Here is a 21,024-nt window from a genome sequence, read left to right as displayed (position 1 = left end):
TTAATCTCAACCGAGGTTAAGCGGCCATTTCAGCGAGGGGATTATGGCTGTGATATCGCGAATATTTGGTTATTTTGAAGAAGGTGTGCTCAATTTATTGATCACTCTGATGACGTTATTAGTGTTTTCAGAAGTCGTCGCACGCTTCTTCTTCAATACGGGTTTTCTGTGGATCCAAGAACTCACACTGACCTTTTGCGGTTGGTTTGTGTTGTTTGGTATGTCTTATGGGGTAAAAGTTGGCGCGCACATTGGTGTTGATGCCTTCGTTAAAAACTTAGCGCCTCGGGCCAAAAAGATAACGTCCCTCGTTACCGCCTTTGTCTGTATTGTCTATTGCGGACTGTTTTTAAAAGGCAGTTGGGATTACTTAAGCCAGATGTATCAAATTGGTGTGCCTATGGAGGATATTAATTTCCCCCAATTTTTCTTAAAAAGCCTCGATCCAGACTTTGCTTGGAACACCTTACGGATTGATGTTGAAGATGGCGCGGTACCGATTTGGTTATCCCAGAGCATCTTGATCATTGGTTTTTCGATGTTAACTTGGCGATTCGCCGAACTCTTTATTGCCATCCTACGTGACCAAGTCACTGGCTTCCAATTTGCCGATGAAGCGAAAGAAAGTATGCATTTAATCGATGAAAGCGTTAAAAACGCCAATGAAGAACCCGTCTCTGACGAAAAGGAGACTAAATAATGGCGATTGCAACCCTATTTACCGCCCTATTAGTGTGTATGTTTCTCGGTATGCCTATCGCTATCGCGTTAGGTTTTTCCAGCATGCTCACCATTTTGTTTTTCTCGAATGACTCCTTAGCCTCAGTGGCACTGAAACTGTATGAGTCTTCATCGGAGCATTACACTCTACTCGCTATCCCCTTCTTTATTCTGTCATCCGCCTTCCTCTCAACCGGTGGCGTCGCGAGACGGATTATCGATTTTGCCATGGACAGTATTGGACATGTCCGTGGTGGATTAGCGATGGCATCTGTTATGGCCTGTATGCTGTTTGCGGCGGTTTCAGGCTCATCACCCGCAACCGTAGCGGCGATTGGTTCAATCGTGATTGTGGGCATGGTTAAAGCGGGATATCCCGAGAAGTTTGCGGCGGGGGTTATCACCACCTCAGGCACACTTGGTATTTTGATCCCACCGTCCATTGTGATGTTGGTGTATGCGGCAGCGACCGAAGTGTCCGCAGCAAGAATGTTTATGGCAGGTTTAATCCCAGGCTTAATGATGGGATTCATTCTGATGATCGTTATCTACATTGTCGCCCGCTTTAAGAACCTGCCTTCGCGTCCTTTCCCAGGCTTTAAACAACTGGGGATTTCAAGCGCCAAAGCTCTGGGTGGATTAGCACTCATCCTTATTGTACTCGGCTCTATCTATGGCGGCGTTGCTAGCCCGACTGAAGCTTCGGCTGTGGCTTGTATGTATGCGTACTTTATTGCGGTATTTGGTTACCGTGACATTGGGCCATTAAAAGAGGTGGCTTGGCGCAATCAAGGTGAAAGCTTACCTAAAGCCGCCGCACGTAACTTAGGTCACATGTTCCTAGGGCTAATTAAAACGCCTATCGACAAAGACATACGTAACGTAGTGCGTGATGGTGCTAAGGTCAGTATCATGCTGCTGTTTATCATAGCTAACGCTATGTTGTTCGCGCATGTATTAACCACTGAGCGTATCCCACATATTATCGCTGAGCATATCGTTAACATGGGCTTACCCGCTTGGGGCTTCCTGATCATCGTTAACTTACTGCTACTTGCTGCTGGTAACTTTATGGAGCCATCGGCAATAGTACTGATTATGGCGCCGATCCTCTTCCCTATTGCTACTCACTTAGGCATAGATCCTATTCACTTAGGTATAATCATGGTGGTAAACATGGAGATAGGTATGCTCACGCCGCCGGTGGGGCTCAACCTCTTTGTTACCGCGGGGATCACGGGTAAGAGTATTGGCTGGGTCATTCAATCGGTTCTGCCTTGGTTACTGCTGATGCTAGCTTTCTTAACCTTGATCACTTACGTGCCACAGATTTCGCTCTTCTTACCAGAATGGTTGGATTCGATGCGTGGATATTAATCTGCAATGCAAGGTTGTGAGATTACCCCTTGATTACAGTTAGTTTTTAAGCGAGCCTAGTCAGGCTCGCTTTGTTTTATGATGCACAATATCAGTGATTGATACCGTCGCTTTATCAGGATAGCCACCATGTTGCCCATGACGCCTAAGGCCAAGAAACGCCTCTTTCTCACTGTAGTGTTACTTGCAGGCCTATTTGCAACACTCAAACTGACCTATTGGGTGCATTTGCATCAAGGTAAAATCGAGATCCAAACTCAATCGGAGAAACAACTGAAGGAGTTAGTCAGCTTTCTCGATGGTGCATTATCGCGCTACGAAAGTATTCCTCACGTGCTCTCGACGAACCCTATGCTCGCCAATGTACTGAACGACCAACAAAACCCTGATAAAGTCCAAGAACTTAATTTATATCTCGAAGAAATCCAGCATGTCACTGAGGCGTCCGATATCTATCTGATTGATGCCTTAGGGATTGCGATTGCCGCCAGTAACTGGCAACAGAGTTTCTCCTTTATTGGCAAGGATTATTCCTTTAGACCCTATTACACCGATGCTATTTCGGGCAATCTAGGCCGTTATTATGCCGTGGGTACCAGCTCAGATAAGCGTGGATTTTACTTTTCTTACCCTATTTATCAGCAAGGCGGCAAAGGCATACTCGGCGCTATCATAGTCAAAGTGGACATTAGCGGTATCGAGCAGCAAAGCACGAGCATTGCCATTGCGGGTCAATACCAATTCCTTATCAGCGACCCTGAAGACATTGTTTTTATCTCTAGCGTCGATGAGTGGCGGTTAAAGTCACTCACTCCACTTACCCAAGCCAAACAATATGCGCTTAATGCATCAAAGCGTTACGCGGAACGCCCCATAGGTGAACTGTTGATGAAACCGCCCTATGAGAGTGGCAGCCAAGCCATGCTCTACCAATTACAAACGGGCAGAGATCATGAGCAATACATGGATAATCATCAGTTGATGGCTAAAGCTGGCTGGCGGGTGCACATCTTAGCGCCCATCAAACCCTTGCTGTCGTCTTTACCTGCACTGATGTTACTGTCAGCCAGTATTTATCTGTTGCTGGCACTCAGCATCTTGTTTAGCGCCGAGCGTCGCCGCAACTTACAGCGTATGCAGCTGGCACAAAGCCTGTTAGAACAGCGAGTCGAAGAACGGACTCAGGACTTGCAGCAGGCGAACCATCAGCTGAAAGACACTCAGGATGAACTCATTCAAGCGGCAAAACTCACAGTGATCGGCAGTTTATCTGCCAGCATTAACCATGAGCTTAATCAGCCGCTTGCGGCACTGCGCAGCTACGCCCAAAATACTCAAACCTTTCTAGCCCGTAATATGCAAGATAAGGCTTTGGATAATATAAAGATTATTATTGAACTGACCGATAGATTGGCCGATATTGTCGGCCAATTTAAAAGCTTCACTCGCAAGAGCCAAGGCACGGATAGCGCTACCGATATTGGCCGCTGTATCAAACAAGCGCTGACCATAGTTCAGCCCGCAATAGACAAGCAAGGCGTTGAACTCGATGTGCAGTTACCCAATGGCAACTATCAGGTTTGGGGCGATAAAGTCCGATTACAGCAAGTGTTTGTCAATATCATGAGCAACGCCATTGTCGCTATGCAACAATCGGTTAAACGCAGCTTGGTCATCCGCGTGACCAGTGAAGATAAGTTTTGCATCAGCATCCAAGATTCAGGCCCAGGCGTGCGTGAAAGCCAAATGGAAAAAATATTCGAACCTTACTTTACCACTAACGAGCGCCACGGATTAGGGCTGGGCTTATCGATTTCACAGCGTATTATCGAATCCATGCAAGGCCAAATTAACGTTGCCAATGCCGAAGAGGGTGGCGCCATTTTCCAAATTATTTTACCTATTTATTTGCTTGAGGAACGTTAGTCTTATGAGTGTGCCCAATTCAATCCAAGATTATTCTGTTCTCATCATCGACGATGAGCCGCACATAGGCACAGTTCTCGTTCAGCTATTTGAACTTGAGGGCATTAAGGCGCTCGCCACCACAGAGCCTAAAGGGATCGCTAAGCACCTGCATAAAGATTGGGCGGGAATGGTGATATCGGATGTCAACATGCCGCAATTAGATGGCATCAGCTTAATGCAACAAATCCGCCTGCAGGACCCCGACCTCCCCGTTGTGTTATTGACAGGGTTTGGGGATATCGCCATGGCAGTCAATGCCCTAAAGCAAGGCGCCTACGACTTTCTCGAAAAGCCCTTTAATAACGAGCATATACTCGATGTGGTCAAGCGCGCCTTAGATAAACGCAGCCTGACCCTAGAGAACCGTAAGCTTAAAAAGGATCTCGAAAGTCAGAGCGTACCGGGCCCTCGCATTTTGGGTAACAGCGTCGGCATCAACCGCATGCGCCACATCATAGATCAAGTGATAGATACCCCAGCTGATGTGTTAATCGAAGGCGAAACAGGCACAGGTAAAGAGCTCGTCGCCCGCTATTTACACGATCACAGCAGCCGCAGCCAAGCCAACTTTGTCGCCATCAACTGTGGGGCGATCCCCGAAAACTTAATTGAAAGTGAGCTCTTTGGCGCCGAAGCAGGTGCCTTTACCGGCGTCGATAAGATGCGCATTGGTAAGTTTGAATACGCCAACGGCGGTACATTATTTTTAGATGAAATTGAAAGTACACCACTGTCGCTGCAAGTAAAACTGCTGCGGGTACTTGAAGATCGTAAAGTTGAACGCTTAGGGTCAAACAAAAGCATCAGCCTTGATATACGGGTAATTGCCGCCACTAAGGTGGATTTAAAAAGCCTGTGTGACACGGGGGAGTTTCGCCAAGACTTGTTGTATCGCTTAAATCTGGTGACAGTGCCTATCCCTCCCCTGCGGGATCGCCGTGAAGACATTCCTTTGCTGTTCCTGCACTTTGCCCGGGTTGCATCGGCACGCTATCACAAAGCGCTTATTGCCTTAAATGCGGAGCAAAACGCCATACTCACCTCCCACGACTGGCCGGGCAACGTGCGTGAGTTACGTAATCTCGCCGAACGCTTTGTGCTGCTGGGCGGAGAAGCCGCCTTTGCTGGCACTTTGGGCAATACCCCAAGCCTGCACTCGAGTATGTCCTTACTACAACGAGTCGAGTTTTTTGAAAGGGTATTGATTGAAGAAGCGCTCAGCCACAACAAGGGCAGCATTAAGCAGACGATGGAGCAACTGGAACTGCCCCGTAAAACCCTCTACGACAAAATGCGAAAATACGATTTAGACCGCAAGCAGTACATTAACTCCGAGGACTAGCTCATTTCGCTGACAAAAAAGTGCGAACCCTGCTTGAACTGGGTTCGCTACCACAGCATAAAAACGAGTCTGAATCATCTATTACGTCGATGTTTTATTACTTGAATGTATAAAATACAGTGCGATCGCCAAACAGATTACGGCGGCGATTCGACTTGTAGAAAAGTGAATCGTTTCATTGCCAAACCAGCCAAAATTATCAATCAACATACTCATTAGTAGCTGTCCAAAAATAACCGCAACGGTTGCGACGGCCGTACCTATCCGCTGAACGGCTAGCACCATGATGACGATATAAGGCACGCCACACATTGCACCTAATAACTGCCATTTAGGCACATCCAACAATGTCACTGCTTGAGGTGGTTCAAAATAAAAAATCAACAATCCAGTGATCAAGGCTCCAGTCGAAAAAGTTAAAAATGCACTGCGAAACACCCCCACTTTAATCCCCAGCTGTCCATTTATTGCTGCTTGCATACTCAAGGTTGCCCCGCCAATCACAGCCAACATAATCATAATCAATGTCATAACTCGCCCTTAACTTTGCGCCATCAGCACTAATGCTGCGACGATAAATAGCAGTGCCACAATACGTTTAGTATCAATTCGTCTATGTGCTGTACCAAATAAACCGTAGTGGTCAATCAACAAACTCTTCGCAACTTGGCCTGCTAAAATACCGATCATTGTCATAGCAATCCCAATTGCTGGTGTTGCGATCGTGAGTATCACCACGTAAATAGGGCCAAGCACACCGCCCGTTAATGTCCAAGAGGGTTGCGCGAAAAATGAGGGACTATTTCGAGGACTGAAAAACAGCATCAAGATAAAGGTGAGTGCTGCGCCGACACCGAAAATGCTAAAGGTTGCCCATAACTCCCCGACTTCAGCACCTAAAGGTCCTAGGAGGCCCGCTTCAACGGATAATCCCGCCCCTCCTAGCGCAACAAAGAAAATCATTAAAAACTGCATACATAAGCTCCTGTGATTAAGGGCAGCAAGAGTACCCTAGTCGATAAAACCAATAAATGAGACAATGCAGGAAACACCTGTGCAGAATTTGCAAAAATGAATGATATAAACTCAATCAATATGCGAACGTTAAAGTTTTTTATCGGCGTTTATGACAGCAAAAGCTATTCTGTTGTGGCTCGAAAGGAAGGCGTCTCTCCCTCGATGATTTCCAGAGTCATCAGCCAATTAGAAGATTCTCTGGGACAGCAGCTGTTTTATCGAAATACCAGAGCAATCATACCCACGGAATCGGGCAGGATTTTCATTGAATATGCGCGTTCCATGGCAGAGCAACTGAATGAAGTCCGCAATGAATTATTAGATAGGACGATAGAACCTAAGGGATTGATCAGAATTAATGCCCCGGTTTTTTTCGGGCAGCGACATATTGCGCCTTGGTTAGCGGGGTTTTTAAGGCGATATCCGCAGGTACAAGTGGAACTCACACAAACAGACGATTATATCGATCCGCATGTTAGTGCCGCCGATATTATCTTTCGTATTGGCACTTTGGTTGATTCATCACTCCACTCAAGAATACTGGGAAGCCAAACCTATCATCTTGCGGCGTCCAAAGCGTATATAGCACTGCATTGCATGCCCACTGAACCCGCCGATCTCAAAAACCATCAATGCCTAGTCTATAGCGGATCTTCGGGTCAAAATCGCTGGTTTTTTAACAAGAACAAGACGACATGGCTGCATCAGCCTATCACCCCAATCCTCACCTCAAATAATGCGGAAACATTACTCATAGCAGCGTTAAATGACATGGGAATCGTCCTCTTTCCTGACTGGTTAATCGGTGACTCTCTTAAAAATGGACAACTTATTTCATTGCTCACGGACTGCGAATCAGCGATAAAAATTGATCAGCATTACATTACTGCCATTTACCCAAACTCCCGCACTCCCTCATTGAATGTCCGCGCCGTAATTGACTACTTTCTTGAGGTGTATGGCAATCCGCCCTATTGGAAATATCAAGGTTAGTGAATCGCTGCACTTAAGCCGCAACAGATGCATTAAATCAGGCACTGTATGGGATGAGTTTAAATATTAACCATAAGACTCAAGGCATGAAACTCATGCCCCAAATTTAGCATAACCAGTAAGGTTCGCAGGTTTGAGTCAACTTATTAAACGACCCACACCAAAAATAAAGGCCAACGGTTGATGTTGGCCTTTATTCATTTGATTTAATCACTTGATATAATTGCTTAGCGATTTTTTTTACTTTTATTGCTTTAACAACAATAGCCCTGTCAAAGCCTATGCAAGCGCACGAACATCATTGGTTTGATGGTAATGTAAACGGGTGATGGCCAAGGCAATCAAGGCCAGTAAGGTTAACGACCCCATAACTACACCGCGCCACTGCGCCTCATGCCAGAACATCATCAAATAAGGGCCGCCAATCGCCGCACCTAAGTAGTAACAGCATAAATACAGTGATGTCGCCTTAGCCCGATCGCGACTGGCGCGCATCGCGACAAAGGAATTACAGCAACTGTGGGTAAGGAAGAAGCCACAAGCCGTCATCAAAAAACCTAAGCTAATGGTTAAAGTGGTATCAAACAGGGTCAGTAAACTGCCGAGCAACATCACGCACCAAGACCACTGATATAACTTATGTTGGCCAAATTTGGCGAGCCATTTCGCGGTGAAATACGACGCAATAGTGCCGCTGGAATAACACAGAAAAATCAAGGTTGCTTGAAAGCGACTCCATTGATAGGGCGCCGCCATCAAATGCAGCTGAATAAAGCTAAATTGATTCACCATCATCATAAAGGTTAAGCCGCCAATCGCGTAGACCAAGCGCATTTGTGCATCGGTGATATGATGGCTAAAGCCATGAAGATCTTGGGCTAAACGGGCGCGTTTTGATAAAGAGGGCTCAGTTTTACTCTTTGACATGGCCTGCGCATCGGCAAGTGAAGGCAGCAAATAGTTCACTAAAGCCACGCCCGCTAAGGTGACTAAAAACAACAGCCACATGGATTCTTGCCAAGATAAAAACTGCGACATAACGCCGCCGAGCAAACGGCCAACAATACCGCCAATGCTATTCGCCATAATGTAAATGCCCGCGGCTTTGAGCATAGTGCTCGGTGACAACTGCTCCTTAAAGTACGCCATAGCAATAGCTGGCACGGCAGCGAGTAATGCACCTTGCAGCAATCGCACTAGCACTAGCCCATTAAAATCCGGTGCCCAAATCAACAATAAGTTAGATAGCGCCAACAACCACAGGCTGACAATAATCGGTGTGTGTCGACCGATACGGTCTGACAGTACCGCATACAAAAGCAATGAAAAGGCTAAAGAAAAACTGGTTACCGACAGGATTAACGTCGCTTTAGACCCAGATACCGCAAAATGCTCCGCAATTAGCGGCAGCATGCCTTGCATCAGATACAAGTTGATATACACCACCACAGAGGCAACACATAGCGCCCACATCAGTCGGGTATCACGCTGTTTATGATCAATCATAGTATCTAACACGGCTTGCACAGGAGCCTCGACAAAGCATCACTCATAGGATGGACAAAGGTTATCACTGGGCATAACATAACAATAATAGATAATATCTATCGCTATCATTGATTTTTGTTATAGCCACAACGCACCGACCTTGCCACTATTCAACAGTATGGGCCCGATTGATGGATATCCGCCAACTCAAACATTTAGATGCCCTTGCCAGTACTGGCAGCTTTACCGCCGCAGCCAAGAAACTGAATATGGCCCAACCGGCGTTAAGCCAAAGTATCAAGCGCTTAGAAGTCGCACTCGGCGTGACTTTAGTCAATCGTACGAGCAATAAGAATGACAAGCTACTCGCACTCACGGCCGAAGGTTTAGTCTTGCATCAACATGCCACTTTGATCCTGAAACAGATTAAGCAGGCCGAAGCGCAAATCCGTGCCATGGCCAATCTCACCTCGGGGGAAGTCCGTATTGCCGTGCCGGGCATGCTGGGGTCTTTCTACCTGCCCTCGCGCTTAATGGCTTTTCGGCATAAATACCCCGAGTTAAAACTATCACTGTTTGAAGGCGGGACGCGCGACGCACTGCGTATGTTGCAACAGGAAGAAGTGGATATTGCGATCATTACCGCCCAAGACCTGCAACCCGAATTTGATAGTCAGCTGTTGATCCGTGAGCAAATGGTGATCGCTATGGGAGCCGAACATGCTTTAGCGGAACATAGCGCCGTCAGTCTCAATGACTTTTTCGACCATGAATTAGTGATGTTCAAGACAGGTTATTTCCACCGCGAGTGGATCTTATCGCAAGCCAAGGATCTGGGGAAAAAGCCCAATGTCGCCTTCGAGACTAATTTGATTAACCTTATCAAACAGATTGTTTCCCAAGGATTTGGGATCACCAGCGTGCTCGAAATGGCAATCAGCTCAAAAGATGACATTTTAGCTAAACCCTTCGATCCACCAGTATTTTTGAACCTGCATATCGCATGGAAAAAACAACGCCCCGTCAGTCAAGCAGACCGTGCCTTTGTCGATTTTTTGATGAGTAATCGATGACCTAAACTGAGTAAAACAAAAAGGGCTGATATCAATATCAGCCCTTTTCTTTTTACTATTTAATTACTGTTAAACCTCTCGATTTAACCCTGAGCGATTAACCTTGTTTACGACGGCCAAAGGCAAATGGTAGCAATAACAAGCTTAACCAACCTAATGAACCACCATCATCTTTCTTAGCTGGTGTTTCAGTCACAGACACAGACACGACACTTGAATCTTTGTTGCCATGGTTGTCCGCTACAGTAAGTTGGAATGACACTGTTTGAGCTGTACCACTCACTTCTGGCGCCACTAGATTAAGCTTGGCTGCATTAGCGTCGAAGTTAAAGCTCGCGCCGCCTAACTGAGTCCATTTGTAGGTTAATGGATCATTGTTGGCATCGGATGACTTGCTCGCATCGATAAACAGTGGTTTACCTTCTTGAACAGACACCGGTGCTTCAATCACTGCCACTGGCGCCACTTCTGGAACATCAAATTGATATTCTTGCTTCAAGATTTGAGCCGACTCGTTGTTCACTTTATTGGTCAAAGTCACAAGGTTGTCTTGGCTTGCCTTACGTGGCACTAAGTCAAACGTCACATCTTGCGCCGCGGCACCAGAGGCCATCTCGATAGTCCAAGTGATCTTATTGCCCACTTGCGTACCTTGATGGCTGATATTAGCCACTTCATGACCTTCTGGTAAAAACGCTTCTAAGGTGTAAACGCGGGTTTCTTGCGTTTTGTTCGCTTCGACACGGGTCTTCATCACTTTAGCGGCGCCTGGCGTTAACTCGCCAGAAACAGTGCTACCTAGAGGCGGTAAAACATCATCACTGACGCGCTCAAATATAACCGGAATTTTAACCGGTGCGACTTTGTCATCAGTGGTAGTCAGAGTCAGCATTGCCAAGCCTGCATCGCCCACTAACATCGCTTGTTTCCAAGCTAAGTTGACGTTGAAATCTTTATGATCACCGGTAAGATTTGCCGTTAAGTTATCACCCGCTTCATCGTATAAGGTCACTTGTTTCAAACTAAAAGCATCATCCGCATCGGCTGCTGATGCCTGATAGTTTTGTATCACGACAATATACTCACCTTTCACTGGGTTCTTAATAGACACACTTTCTTTTGAACCACCAAACGCAGAAGATGCCGCCATAGAAAGCTTACTACCATCTTTCTTATCGAGTATCACAAACATGTCTAAGTCAGGAGAGGTGGTATTACCGATTGATGCATTGAAAAATAACGCTTTGTCTTCAACGTTAAAGCTAAATACTTTTACGCCATCGGCCAAATCATCAAATGCACTATCGGTATTTGAATCCTGTTTCACACTTGATTCATAAGTGTCGCTTAATTTAAGTGCAGTCACTGTCGCCGCAACACCCGGTAGATCAATCGCTTTTAAGTGAGCTAAATTGCGCTCATCGGCATCACGTGAGGCTGAAACATTAACAACCGCAGGTAAGTCGCGTTTAGCAATCTTAGCCACGATCGGCATGTTAGCCGTTGGGAAGGCTTCCGAAACTAATACTAAGTTACCAAAGCCCCAACTTGCACCCACGTCAGTCACATCCGCAGTCACTGTGATAGTTTGGCTCTCACCTTTTTTCAGGTTGAAGCTTTCTGGCGTCACAGTTAACGCGAACTTATCGGTTGCGGAAACACCTTTTGCAGTCCAGCTACCGTCAGCCGTTGCAGTGACAGTACGTGTCCAAGTACAAGTATCGATACAACGTGAATCAGCCATGCTTGGAATGTTTAGCTTACGTGGATCGCCACCTGTTGTAGGGTTAGCAATCTCGTAGTTTAAGGCACTTTCATCCATCACTAAGCCAGATTTTGCCGCTAAATCCACACGAATACGGCCTGCGCCTACGTCAAACGGATCTGCAACGGTTTTACCATCGGCTTTTTTCATGGCTTGGGCTGTCGTTGCTGTCATCATTAACGCAGAACGAATGTTATCTGGCGTCCAATCCTTATGCAGCGATTTAAGTAACGCGCCAGCACCGGCAACATGAGGACTCGCCATTGAAGTACCTGACATCAAAGTGAAATCAGCAGGATCAGTCCCTGTCTTATCATGGCCAAACTGTTGATCTGAATAAGCAGCGTAGATGTCACTGCCCGGTGCAGCAACATAAGGCACGAGTACATCGTTAGTCAGGTTAGGTCCAATCAAGGAGCTGGCAGCTAAAACATCCGCTTCTTTACTGACCACTTTAGGGGTTGGAGACAGCGTGATTTCAAGCGCCGGATTTGCCGCCATAGCAGCAATCAGTTCTAAGCCATCGAGATCGCCAATAAATACCGCTGGAATATCCAATTTATCTAGCCCAGACATGGTCAGGCGCGCATTATTTTCACCATCTCTATTGAAAACAATCACACCCTTAGCGCCAGCTTTCATCGCCGCTGCCACTTTAATATCGAATGAGCAAGTACCGCGTCTTAAAACGGCGATCTTGTCTTTAAAAGCATCCGCAGCAAATGGTTTACAGGCTTCAAAATTGGTCGCATCGATTGTGCCAGCATAAACAGGCACACCTTTGAGCACTTCAGTTTGAACCGGGCCAGTACCAGCAGTGTAGTGGTAGTTTTTACCATTAAATTCAACCGCGCGTACTATGTCACGATTGTGAGTCGAGTTAGCAACCGACGTATACCAAGGCGCATTTTTAGGCGTAGAGTAAGGTGTTTGATTAATAGCAGGGCTAGTGTTTGTCGCGGCACGTGTGTTACCCGCAGCAACGGCAGCAAAAATACCCGCATTACGCGCAGCTAAGAAACCTTGTTCTGTTGCACTATTCCACGGATTTCCACCACCGCTGATTGAAAAGTTAATCACATCGACGCCATCTTTGATCGCATCGTCTAACGCTTTCAAAATAGGTGCAGTCGGGCAGCCAGAATAAGTGTCGCCCGCATTACCCGGATTACAGATTTGATAAGCTATGATGTTTGCATGTGGTGCAACACCTGAGATTTGCGCAAATTCAAGACCCGTCGCAATACCATCACCTTCTAACTTACCGGTTTCACCTTGCACATAAGGGACATTCACTAAAATGTTACCCGCTGCTGTACTGGCGACATGCGAACCGTGTCCGCCGTAATCCTCACCATTTTTTGCCGGGGGGGTGTCACCATACACTTTTACGTCATCAAAGTTATTGGTGATTTCTGGATAGCTACGGACACCGATCAGTTTGTCGTTACACATGCTGGCGAAATCAGTTTTACAGTCACCAATATAGATGCCTTGACCTAATGGGTTAGTGTGGTCATAACCATCTTGGCCAACATCCGCAAATGAAGCATGGTCAGAGTTAATGCCTGAGTCGATAATACCGACGATCACGCCTTCACCCATGGCTTTCGTGCCCGTTGCACTGCCATCCCATACATTTGGAGAACCGATAAGCGCTTGGCTGACGTCAGTTTCCATTTGTTCCATGCGTTCGCGCTCAACAAAAGCAACCTCAGGTAACTCAGCCATTTTCTTAGCTTGAGCTTGAGTCATGCGCACTGCCATACCGTTTAACGCATACTGATAGGTCGTTAATGGCTGCAGATTGGTGCCAATAGCCGCACTTGCGTTAGCTAGAAATCGGTTTTGTTTGACTTTTAAATAGCTAACATAGCTTTTGACTTCAGGTCTTGAAGCATCGAGTTTGCCATTTACAGCGACTTTTGAAGTGCCACTAGTCTGCACTCTCTGTGAGCTCGTCGCTTTAAAGCCAGGAGTCGTTCCTTGATAATTGGCGACTGAACTGTCACGTAAACGAACGATATAAGTAAATTCACCCTCGCCTAAATCCGCTTCTGGTACAAACTTAACTTCAGCTCCGGCAGCATTACCGCGTAATGACGTGGCTTGTAGTTCACTTGGAATATCTAACTGCAAGGTTTCACCCGTTGGTGATAAAACTGTTTGCGCATTTGCAGCCGACGATAACAGCGCCATAGACACTGCTAGTGCTATTTTAGTTTTCATTGTGACTTCCCTAATTCTTATAAGTTGTATGATTTATAAAACTCAGGTTGGTGGCATGAACATACTGCAACAACCAAGAACGTCACCTGTAACTGACATTTTTTATGAATAACTATTCAATTTACTGTAATGATGATCACTGAGTTTTATCGCGACAAGTTGTAACACGAGAAGATACAAATTAAAACATTAAGTTAACGGAACGTTATTCAGTAAATCGTATATCAGCTTCTATTTATCTTAAAAAAGAGAAATAGATTGTTTCGCAGGTTGAATAGCCGGTAAATTAAAGCTCATAAACAAAAATGCGAAATAAAAATAGTTATTTAAAATCAGTATATTAATTAAAACACTTAAATGTTTGAGCACCAAGATAGTGCACCAAAAAACAGAACGAGTGACCGTAAAAATATTATTATTCGTAAAAAATATCTGTTACAAAATAAACATTTTCGAAAATAAAATTAAACGAAAATTAAACATTACTTTAACTTTTTTAAACAAATTTGGTGTGAATGCCATTTTTACAAAATGGCATTCCTTATAAAAAAGACTAACTTATGCATTAATATTCTTAGCTCTGTGTAAAGCAAAATCATATTTGATTTTACATTTACAACATGGATACCCGAATATTAACCAAAAAAAAGCCCTTGCAATATAAATTGAAAGGGCTATATCTTCAGCAATACAAAAATAATGCGCAGGCAATAATTAGGAGTGATTAATTCGCCATGACCGCCTTCATTAACACTTCTGTCGTGAACTTATCATTATTGACGACAGGGAACCTGTCATAGGTTTGGAAGATCACTTGGTCTTGGAACTTGATCATCGCCACTACGCCATATTGGATACTCTTATCGATCGATTTTGCAGGCAGCGTAAATTTAAACGGCACTGGCGCTCTGGCGATGTTAAAGGTTTTCTGTGCGACGATAATACCCGGGGTATTCAAATCAATAATTGCAATAGTGATTTGGCAACCTTGAGGCAAGGGAATTTTCTCTAAATAACCCGCTGCGCCATTGATAATAATCGGGGGTTCAGGTTTCACCGTCACGCAGCCATTGAGTAGAATAGCCATGAGCGAGAACAATACAAACGACTTTATTTTCAGATACATATTAACGTCCTTTTACCATGCGGATCAGGCCTTCTTGGGTAGAAGAAGCCACTAATTCACCTTGTTGATTGAAAAACTGCCCTCTGACGTAACCTCTGCCACCGCTGGCATTGGGGCTATCAATACTGTAAAGCAACCACTCTCCCATATTAATCGGGCGATGGAACCACATCGCATGATCTATCGTCGCCATGCGCACTCCAGGACTTAAAAACGACACGCCGTGGGGCTGAGCCGCTGTCACGAGAAAGTTAAAGTCCGAGGCATAGGCGAGTAAATATTCATGAATATGGGCGTCATTTGGCATGGGACCATTGGCCCTCATCCACACGTAACGGTACGGCTCAGTTTCTTTGGGCGCAAAGGGATGTAATGGATTAACCAGTCGCATCTCAATGGGCGCATCGGCCATAAACTTTTCGAGTATGCTCGGCGGCACTTTATCCCGCATCGTCAGCGCTAACTCCTGCTGATTCAATAAACCTTCAGGTCCAGGTACTTGCGGCATCATCGCTTGATGACTAAATCCTTCTTCAGGTTCTTGGAAGGAACAGGTCATGTGGAAAATCGGTCGACCTTTTTGAATTGCACTCACGCGGCGGGCACTAAAACTGCCGCCATCTCGCATATTTTCGACTTCATACACAATCGGTAACTTCTCGTCACCGGCACGTAAAAAGTAGGAGTGTAATGAGTGGACCTTACGCTCAGCGGGGACGGTTTGTTTAGCGGCGCTCAGCGCTTGCCCCATCACTTGACCACCAAACACATGCCCAAATCCCAGATCTTGGCTCTGACCACGAAAGAGGCCGATTTCAATTTGCTCAAGGGAAAGTAATGATAAAAGATCGTCTAATACCTGACTCATGGGATCCTACTGCATAATTAGCCATTAATGCTAAAGGGTAACTCAGTTCGCCTTAAGCTGACCAGTCTTCTATCGATTATTCACAATGAAATCATCACTCCCACGATACAGGATTTAAACGAGGCTTGACTCAAGTTCAGTGCGGATGTCATCTGCGTATTGCGAAGGGTTTTACTTGACCCGTTAACGCGGTTTAATAACAGAGGTCATGGGCTGAGTTATGGGTAACAGTGTCACTCATCAATCAATTTTAATATGGTGTTCTAGCGCGCTTAACTGAGACCAAGACAAGACTTTATCCTCACCACTGGAGTGCAAAGTAACAGGAAAGGATTGGTATAGCTGGGGCCACTGCTGCGCGAGATTATCAGGCGTAAAAAGCCCCTCATTAAAATACATCGGCTGAAACTCGACAAACATGCCATGGCTGACGCTGCCCGCACCTGCGAGTAAGTGTTGACCATTGGGCGCCTGTTCACTCACCAAAAAAGCCGTTGTGGCGGTTAATGACTCAAAGGAAAATAACGGCTGAATCGCACTCGCTAAATGTTTGGCTGTCATCGCTGTGACGGCCTGCGGGCATAAACTATTGACACGAATATTATGAATTTCTCCTTCTATCGATAAGCAATTTACCATGCCCACCAGCGCCATCTTACTCGCGCTGAAACCGACTTGATGCAAATCACCAAACAAGGCCGAAGCTCCCGTCGTCATCATGATCCGACCATAATCCTGTTGTTGCATATAGGGCCAAACGGCTTGCGTCAGATAAAAACTGCCATTGAGATCGACATCCAATTGCCGTTGCCACTGCTCAAGCTTAATGTGCTCGAACGGACAAGCACCGTAGACCCCCGCGTTATTAATCAAGATATCAATGCGATGCCAACGTAGGATCACCTCTTCGACCATGCGGTTTACTTCATCCCGCTGGCTAACATCAAGCACAAAGTAGAGACAGTCGCCGCCGAGTTTAATAATGCTGCAGTAGGTTTGCATCAATGCTAAGTTGGCCGGCATTGTTTGAGCACCATAGGTAGAAATAGACTCGGATGACGATAACGGCTGATCAACGAGCACCACCTTCGCGCCCCGCTCAGCCAACATGATGGCATAGGCTCGACCTAGCCCTGCTCCCGCCCCAGTGACTAACGCCACCTTATTATCGAAACGCATCCAAATATATCCTTATCGGCATATCAGTAGCGGTAAAACGCCGCCAATCAATGCTCAAAAACAACCCGCATAAGGCGACTAGCACCTGTGGTATCTCCAGTTGAACATAGGATTTAGCGTTACGCCTATGTCTTGGGCGGTGCAGCGTCTCCAACAACATCCGCTATAGAAACACAGACTTTTTTGATTTTCTTTGAGCTTGACGACAAATCTCCGCCTACATCAGTGAACATATGTGCGCCAATTCAAACTCTGTTAAATGCGTTTATTAGATAGTGCTCACTTTCGTGTTAAATCTTGTTATGCTATGCGCTAATTGAGCCCTTGCTCGATACCATTCCCATTTACCAATAACGACTGGACGCCATGAATCCTTGGATTTTAGCTATAAGACCCCGTACGCTACCCGCGGCCATAGGTCCTCTATTGATAGGCAATATTCTCGCCCTGCATCTTGAGAGTTACAGCTGGTTAATCGCTGCCACTTCTATGCTGTGTGCTGTGCTATTACAAATTGCCGTCAATCTCGCTAACGACTATTTTGACTTTAAAAACGGCATAGACACGGCCGAACGCTTAGGACCCGTTCGCGTGACACAAAGTGGTTTAATTCCACCAACGAGCGTCCGCAATGCCATGATATTTTGCCTATTAATGGCACTTGCTGTGGGTTCCTATTTAATTTGGCACGGAGGCTGGCCTATCGCGATTCTCGCCGCGGCCGCCATTTTAGGTGCACTCGGTTACAGTGGTGGCCCCTATCCCCTCGCGTCCCATGGGCTGGGCGAAGTCGCGGCCTTTATCTTTTTCGGATTAGTCGCCGTCGTGGGGAGTTATTATCTGCAGGCGGGCGATACAACAATCAATGCTTGGTTATTAGGCTGCGCCATTGGGCTGTTCAATGCGGCTATCATGCTGGTGAATAACACCCGCGATATTCGCACCGACACCCAAGCGGGCAAACACACATTGGCAGTACGTATCGGCGAAGCACAATCAAAAGTGTTGTATCAAGCGCTGATTTACCTGCCCTTCGGCTTAGTGATTGCAGGCTTTCTACTGGGGATTTTACCTGGGTTACCAGTATTACTCGCGGGCTTATCACTGCTTATCGCCCGTAAACTCAGCAGTGATTTCTATGCGGTGTCTGGTGAAGCGTTGAATCCGTTACTCGGCCGTACGGCTAAGTTAACCATGATTTTCAGTACCTTGTTTAGCGTGGGTTTAGTGTTTACCGCATAAGAGTAAAGCCGCTAGGCTAATGCTATAAGCCGCTAAAAGCTTAATACTGAATACAAAAAAGGTTCGTATCTGTCGAGGATACGAACCTTTTTTATTGGCTGAATATGCTTAACCTTAGGTTTACTGCCATGTTCAGCCACGGCAATCCAACATCAGATTATTGCCAGACTATTGCCAGATATAGCCTGAGATCAGTGTATTTAATAAAATGCCGTTAAAGTTACATAGCGCTTGGGATGAATCACTGTGACCAGCGCCGAAACACACATGAAGTGGCAATAAATGTTCTTCCCGCGGATGACTAAACCGCGCCTCAGGAGCCGCTTGCCAGTGAGTCAATGCTGTTTTGGCCTCGGCAGTGTTCACGCTTGCGGTTAATGTTTGCGTCAGCCAATAGTCAAACTCTGCGCTGCGACTTTGGACCGTGGGATCGCTTGAGAAAAACGCCCGCATATTGTGAAACGACATGCCAGAGCCCACAATCAATACCCCTTGATCCCGTAGCGGCGCTAAAGCCTCCCCAATCGCTATATGGGTTTCAGGATCGAGACTGTGGACTAACGACATTTGTACTACGGGAATATTCGCCTCGGGATACATCAACTTAAGTGGTACAAAGGTGCCGTGGTCAAATGCGCGTTCGCTATCTAAGCGAGCGGCGATCCCCTTATCCACGAGCATATTCGCAATCTGTGCAGCTAATTCTGGCTCACCCAGTGCAGGATACGTTAACTGGTACGCTTCAGGCGGAAAGCCATAATAATCGTATAAAATTCCGGGCTTAGGGCTACTCGACAAGGTCACCACAGATTCTTCCCAATGGGCGGTGATCAGCACAATCGCCCTAGGGGTTTCAATGGGCGCGGTCACTGAGGTTAAAAAAGTACGCAACTCTTTATGATTGGCATCATTTAGCAAAGGCATTGGGCCACCACCGTGGGGCACAAATAGCACAGGCATACGACTCGCTTTAACTTGCATCATGGCTTTCTCTTGTTGATTAACTTATATCGGTACGACTGACTTCAGACTCTATTTTTATCACTTAAAATGCGGAGCGACTTAGCGCCAACTGCCGCTGAAATTGCACTAAACGCTCAATAATTTCATCCAGTTTGATAACTAGAAAGAGTCCAGCCGATAAACTCAATGCAGGCAGTGCATTAATCGCCGCTTCATAGTTAAAGTGGAAATAAATCGCCCCCATCATAATCGCCAGCAAACCGCTCGCCGATAGTACTCGGTAGTCACGTAGACACAATCCAAGGGCGCCAATCACTTCCATCAAACCAATAAAATAGCCAAACCCTGTGGGAAGATTCATCAAAGTAAACGGAACATGGAACATAGGCACGCCAAATAACTTGGCAAATCCCGAGATAAAAAACACTATGCTCATCGCCAGTGTAACGGTTGCGGCGGCGCGATTGAGTGTATTGGCACAAAGGAATAGCTTCTGCGTATCGGCCTCAGCAACTAAGCCATTGATACTTGAGCCCTTAGCACCACATAAGTTTGAAAATCGCATCGCACACACCCCATTGATCTTAATATTGCCATCAGTCTTGGGCATAAATGCGCAGACGACAAGCGAGAATGGAGTCGATTATGAGCCGATAAAAGATAAATAAATATGGAATAAAATCTAATATCTCATAAACTAATAATTTATAACTTGCGAGCAATCCCAGTGACCTTAGACCAACTGCTGATGTTTAAAACCGTGGCTGAGGCGGGCTCACTCAAAGCCGCCAGTGACAAGCTACATAAAACCCAACCCGCCATTAGTCAAAGTATCAAACAGTTAGAATCTCAACTCGACCTCATCTTATTTAACCGTGAAGGTTATCGACTCGCCATCACAGAGCAAGGCCGAAAACTGCTGCAACATACCCAGCGGGTGTTGAATGAAGCGCAGGAAATGAAGCAAGTCGCGAAACATTTAGCCAAAGGCAACGAAGCGAGTATCACCTTAGCTTTTGAAGCATCTTTCAATCTCGCTCGAATTCTACCGATTTTAGAACTGACTCAAAATGAGTTCCCCTATACCCAAATTATTCTCAAACAAGAGTTTTTAACCGGTGCACTCGAAGCGTTGAATCAAGATAAAGCCGAAATCATCATCTCAGCTGGCGGAATTGAGCCCATACGTTCGAGTCATTTAGAATTAGCCTATTTATTTTCCGGTAGCCTGCTCGATGTCGCCGCGCCGCGCATGCTTGAGCGCCATCCGACACTGACCTACGCACGAGAGCTCGTTAACGAATATCAAATCGTGATCCAAGATACGGGCTCAGGTACTGCGAATATTGAGTTTGGGGTACAGGCGGGGCAACGACGTTGGTATGTTAATGATTTTTATACCAAGAAAATGCTTATTCAAAGTGGCATGGGCTGGGGCAAACTGCCGCACTATATGATTGAAGATTCACTCAAACAAGGTGCATTAATCGCACTGGATCTACGCGAAAGACAAAACAACATTCAACTCGATTACTACGTGATGCGAAAACCCCACTCACCTTTGGGCCCTGTCGCCCAAGCGCTCTGGCAAAAGCTGATCGCCTTTTCTGTAGATGAATGTAATGCATAATTCCAAAGTAAAAAGGGCCAATAGGCCCTTTTTAATCAAACGAA

The 21,024-nt window shown here is 45.9% G+C and carries 17 protein-coding genes; 8 read left to right on the top strand and 9 right to left on the bottom strand.

The window, feature by feature from the left end; all coding sequences use genetic code 11:
- Positions 1–43: 43 nt before the first annotated feature.
- The 4 genes from OX890_RS09330 to OX890_RS09315 all read left to right on the top strand — a co-directional run bounded on the left by OX890_RS09330 (position 44) and on the right by OX890_RS09315 (position 5,407).
- Entirely contained in the window at positions 44–700 is a 657-nt protein-coding gene (locus tag OX890_RS09330; protein ID WP_006082296.1) for a TRAP transporter small permease, read from the top strand.
- Positions 700–2,097, top strand: a complete 1,398-nt coding sequence (locus OX890_RS09325; protein WP_006082297.1) for a TRAP transporter large permease — start codon at positions 700–702, stop codon at positions 2,095–2,097. Before OX890_RS09330 ends, OX890_RS09325 begins: the two co-directional genes overlap by 1 nt.
- Positions 2,098–2,226: 129 nt before the next feature.
- Entirely contained in the window at positions 2,227–4,023 is a 1,797-nt protein-coding gene (locus OX890_RS09320; protein ID WP_011847221.1) for a sensor histidine kinase, read from the top strand.
- A 4-nt stretch (positions 4,024–4,027) separates the two neighbouring features.
- Positions 4,028–5,407, top strand: a complete 1,380-nt coding sequence (locus tag OX890_RS09315; RefSeq protein WP_012197362.1) for a sigma-54-dependent transcriptional regulator — start codon at positions 4,028–4,030, stop codon at positions 5,405–5,407.
- An 81-nt stretch (positions 5,408–5,488) separates the two neighbouring features.
- Here OX890_RS09315 and OX890_RS09310 read toward each other — a convergent pair whose 3' ends face one another.
- Entirely contained in the window at positions 5,489–5,938 is a 450-nt protein-coding gene (locus OX890_RS09310) for a DMT family transporter (protein ID WP_268650494.1), read from the bottom strand.
- 9 nt (positions 5,939–5,947) lie between these two features.
- Positions 5,948–6,382 carry a DMT family transporter gene (locus OX890_RS09305; RefSeq protein ID WP_259529825.1) on the bottom strand — a complete coding sequence of 145 codons (435 nt, stop codon included), beginning with the start codon at positions 6,380–6,382 and terminating at the stop codon, positions 5,948–5,950.
- Positions 6,383–6,478: 96 nt separating this feature from the next.
- Here OX890_RS09305 and OX890_RS09300 point away from each other — a divergent pair, with 96 nt between their 5' ends.
- Positions 6,479–7,417: a LysR family transcriptional regulator gene (locus tag OX890_RS09300; protein ID WP_268650493.1), complete on the top strand. Its 939-nt coding sequence runs from the start codon at positions 6,479–6,481 to the stop codon at positions 7,415–7,417.
- A 279-nt stretch (positions 7,418–7,696) separates the two neighbouring features.
- Here OX890_RS09300 and OX890_RS09295 read toward each other — a convergent pair whose 3' ends face one another.
- On the bottom strand, positions 7,697–8,944 hold the full coding sequence (locus OX890_RS09295; RefSeq protein ID WP_268650492.1) for an MFS transporter: 1,248 nt from the start codon (positions 8,942–8,944) through the stop codon (positions 7,697–7,699).
- Between the two features lie 152 nt (positions 8,945–9,096).
- Between OX890_RS09295 and OX890_RS09290 the strand changes: the two genes are divergently transcribed.
- Positions 9,097–9,978: a LysR family transcriptional regulator gene (locus OX890_RS09290; RefSeq protein WP_259507745.1), complete on the top strand. Its 882-nt coding sequence runs from the start codon at positions 9,097–9,099 to the stop codon at positions 9,976–9,978.
- A 97-nt stretch (positions 9,979–10,075) separates the two neighbouring features.
- Here the strand turns inward: OX890_RS09290 and OX890_RS09285 are convergent, their stop codons facing one another.
- The 4 genes from OX890_RS09285 to OX890_RS09270 all read right to left on the bottom strand — a co-directional run bounded on the left by OX890_RS09285 (position 10,076) and on the right by OX890_RS09270 (position 17,145).
- Positions 10,076–13,972, bottom strand: coding sequence for a S8 family serine peptidase (locus OX890_RS09285; protein ID WP_268650491.1), 3,897 nt, complete (start codon positions 13,970–13,972; stop codon positions 10,076–10,078).
- 724 nt (positions 13,973–14,696) lie between these two features.
- Positions 14,697–15,098, bottom strand: a complete 402-nt coding sequence (locus OX890_RS09280; RefSeq protein ID WP_006082308.1) for a YbaY family lipoprotein — start codon at positions 15,096–15,098, stop codon at positions 14,697–14,699.
- Between the two features lies 1 nt (position 15,099).
- A complete protein-coding gene (gene tesB / locus OX890_RS09275; protein ID WP_071939604.1) occupies positions 15,100–15,966 on the bottom strand; it encodes an acyl-CoA thioesterase II in 867 nt (288 codons plus the stop codon).
- A gap of 240 nt (positions 15,967–16,206) precedes the next feature.
- Entirely contained in the window at positions 16,207–17,145 is a 939-nt protein-coding gene (locus tag OX890_RS09270; protein ID WP_259528714.1) for an SDR family NAD(P)-dependent oxidoreductase, read from the bottom strand.
- A gap of 366 nt (positions 17,146–17,511) precedes the next feature.
- Here OX890_RS09270 and OX890_RS09265 point away from each other — a divergent pair, with 366 nt between their 5' ends.
- Positions 17,512–18,387, top strand: coding sequence for a 1,4-dihydroxy-2-naphthoate polyprenyltransferase (locus tag OX890_RS09265; protein WP_006082311.1), 876 nt, complete (start codon positions 17,512–17,514; stop codon positions 18,385–18,387).
- Between the two features lie 168 nt (positions 18,388–18,555).
- On the opposite strand, the gene OX890_RS09260 is transcribed toward OX890_RS09265, so the two are convergent.
- The gene (locus OX890_RS09260) at positions 18,556–19,371 is read right to left on the bottom strand and encodes a DODA-type extradiol aromatic ring-opening family dioxygenase (protein WP_268650490.1); all 816 of its coding nucleotides are present in this window, start codon (positions 19,369–19,371) and stop codon (positions 18,556–18,558) included.
- A gap of 61 nt (positions 19,372–19,432) precedes the next feature.
- Complete coding sequence (locus OX890_RS09255; RefSeq protein ID WP_011847229.1) at positions 19,433–19,915, bottom strand: DoxX family protein; 483 nt, start codon at positions 19,913–19,915, stop codon at positions 19,433–19,435.
- A gap of 162 nt (positions 19,916–20,077) precedes the next feature.
- On the opposite strand from OX890_RS09255, the gene OX890_RS09250 reads away from it, so the two are divergent.
- Positions 20,078–20,980, top strand: a complete 903-nt coding sequence (locus OX890_RS09250) for a LysR family transcriptional regulator (protein ID WP_268650489.1) — start codon at positions 20,078–20,080, stop codon at positions 20,978–20,980.
- Positions 20,981–21,024: the final 44 nt, after the last annotated feature.

Source organism: Shewanella sp. DAU305 (assembly GCF_026802235.1).
GTDB classification, from domain to species: Bacteria; Pseudomonadota; Gammaproteobacteria; order Enterobacterales; family Shewanellaceae; genus Shewanella; species Shewanella baltica.
Note: the sequence above shows the minus strand (reverse complement) of the source record. Positions and strands in the feature narration are given on the sequence as shown.

What these genes read in the sequence shown, in the direction of transcription:
- OX890_RS09330 (WP_006082296.1), top strand. Translation starts at nt 44, where the DNA reads ATGGCTGTGATATCGCGAATATTTGGTTATTTTGAAGAAGGTGTGCTC.
- OX890_RS09325 (WP_006082297.1), top strand. Translation starts at nt 700, where the DNA reads ATGGCGATTGCAACCCTATTTACCGCCCTATTAGTGTGTATGTTTCTC.
- OX890_RS09320 (WP_011847221.1), top strand. Translation starts at nt 2,227, where the DNA reads ATGTTGCCCATGACGCCTAAGGCCAAGAAACGCCTCTTTCTCACTGTA.
- OX890_RS09315 (WP_012197362.1), top strand. Translation starts at nt 4,028, where the DNA reads ATGAGTGTGCCCAATTCAATCCAAGATTATTCTGTTCTCATCATCGAC.
- OX890_RS09310 (WP_268650494.1), bottom strand. Translation starts at nt 5,938, where the DNA reads ATGACATTGATTATGATTATGTTGGCTGTGATTGGCGGGGCAACCTTG.
- OX890_RS09305 (WP_259529825.1), bottom strand. Translation starts at nt 6,382, where the DNA reads ATGCAGTTTTTAATGATTTTCTTTGTTGCGCTAGGAGGGGCGGGATTA.
- OX890_RS09300 (WP_268650493.1), top strand. Translation starts at nt 6,479, where the DNA reads ATGAATGATATAAACTCAATCAATATGCGAACGTTAAAGTTTTTTATC.
- OX890_RS09290 (WP_259507745.1), top strand. Translation starts at nt 9,097, where the DNA reads ATGGATATCCGCCAACTCAAACATTTAGATGCCCTTGCCAGTACTGGC.
- OX890_RS09285 (WP_268650491.1), bottom strand. Translation starts at nt 13,972, where the DNA reads ATGAAAACTAAAATAGCACTAGCAGTGTCTATGGCGCTGTTATCGTCG.
- OX890_RS09280 (WP_006082308.1), bottom strand. Translation starts at nt 15,098, where the DNA reads ATGTATCTGAAAATAAAGTCGTTTGTATTGTTCTCGCTCATGGCTATT.
- tesB (WP_071939604.1), bottom strand. Translation starts at nt 15,966, where the DNA reads ATGAGTCAGGTATTAGACGATCTTTTATCATTACTTTCCCTTGAGCAA.
- OX890_RS09270 (WP_259528714.1), bottom strand. Translation starts at nt 17,145, where the DNA reads ATGCGTTTCGATAATAAGGTGGCGTTAGTCACTGGGGCGGGAGCAGGG.
- OX890_RS09265 (WP_006082311.1), top strand. Translation starts at nt 17,512, where the DNA reads ATGAATCCTTGGATTTTAGCTATAAGACCCCGTACGCTACCCGCGGCC.
- OX890_RS09260 (WP_268650490.1), bottom strand. Translation starts at nt 19,371, where the DNA reads ATGATGCAAGTTAAAGCGAGTCGTATGCCTGTGCTATTTGTGCCCCAC.
- OX890_RS09255 (WP_011847229.1), bottom strand. Translation starts at nt 19,915, where the DNA reads ATGCGATTTTCAAACTTATGTGGTGCTAAGGGCTCAAGTATCAATGGC.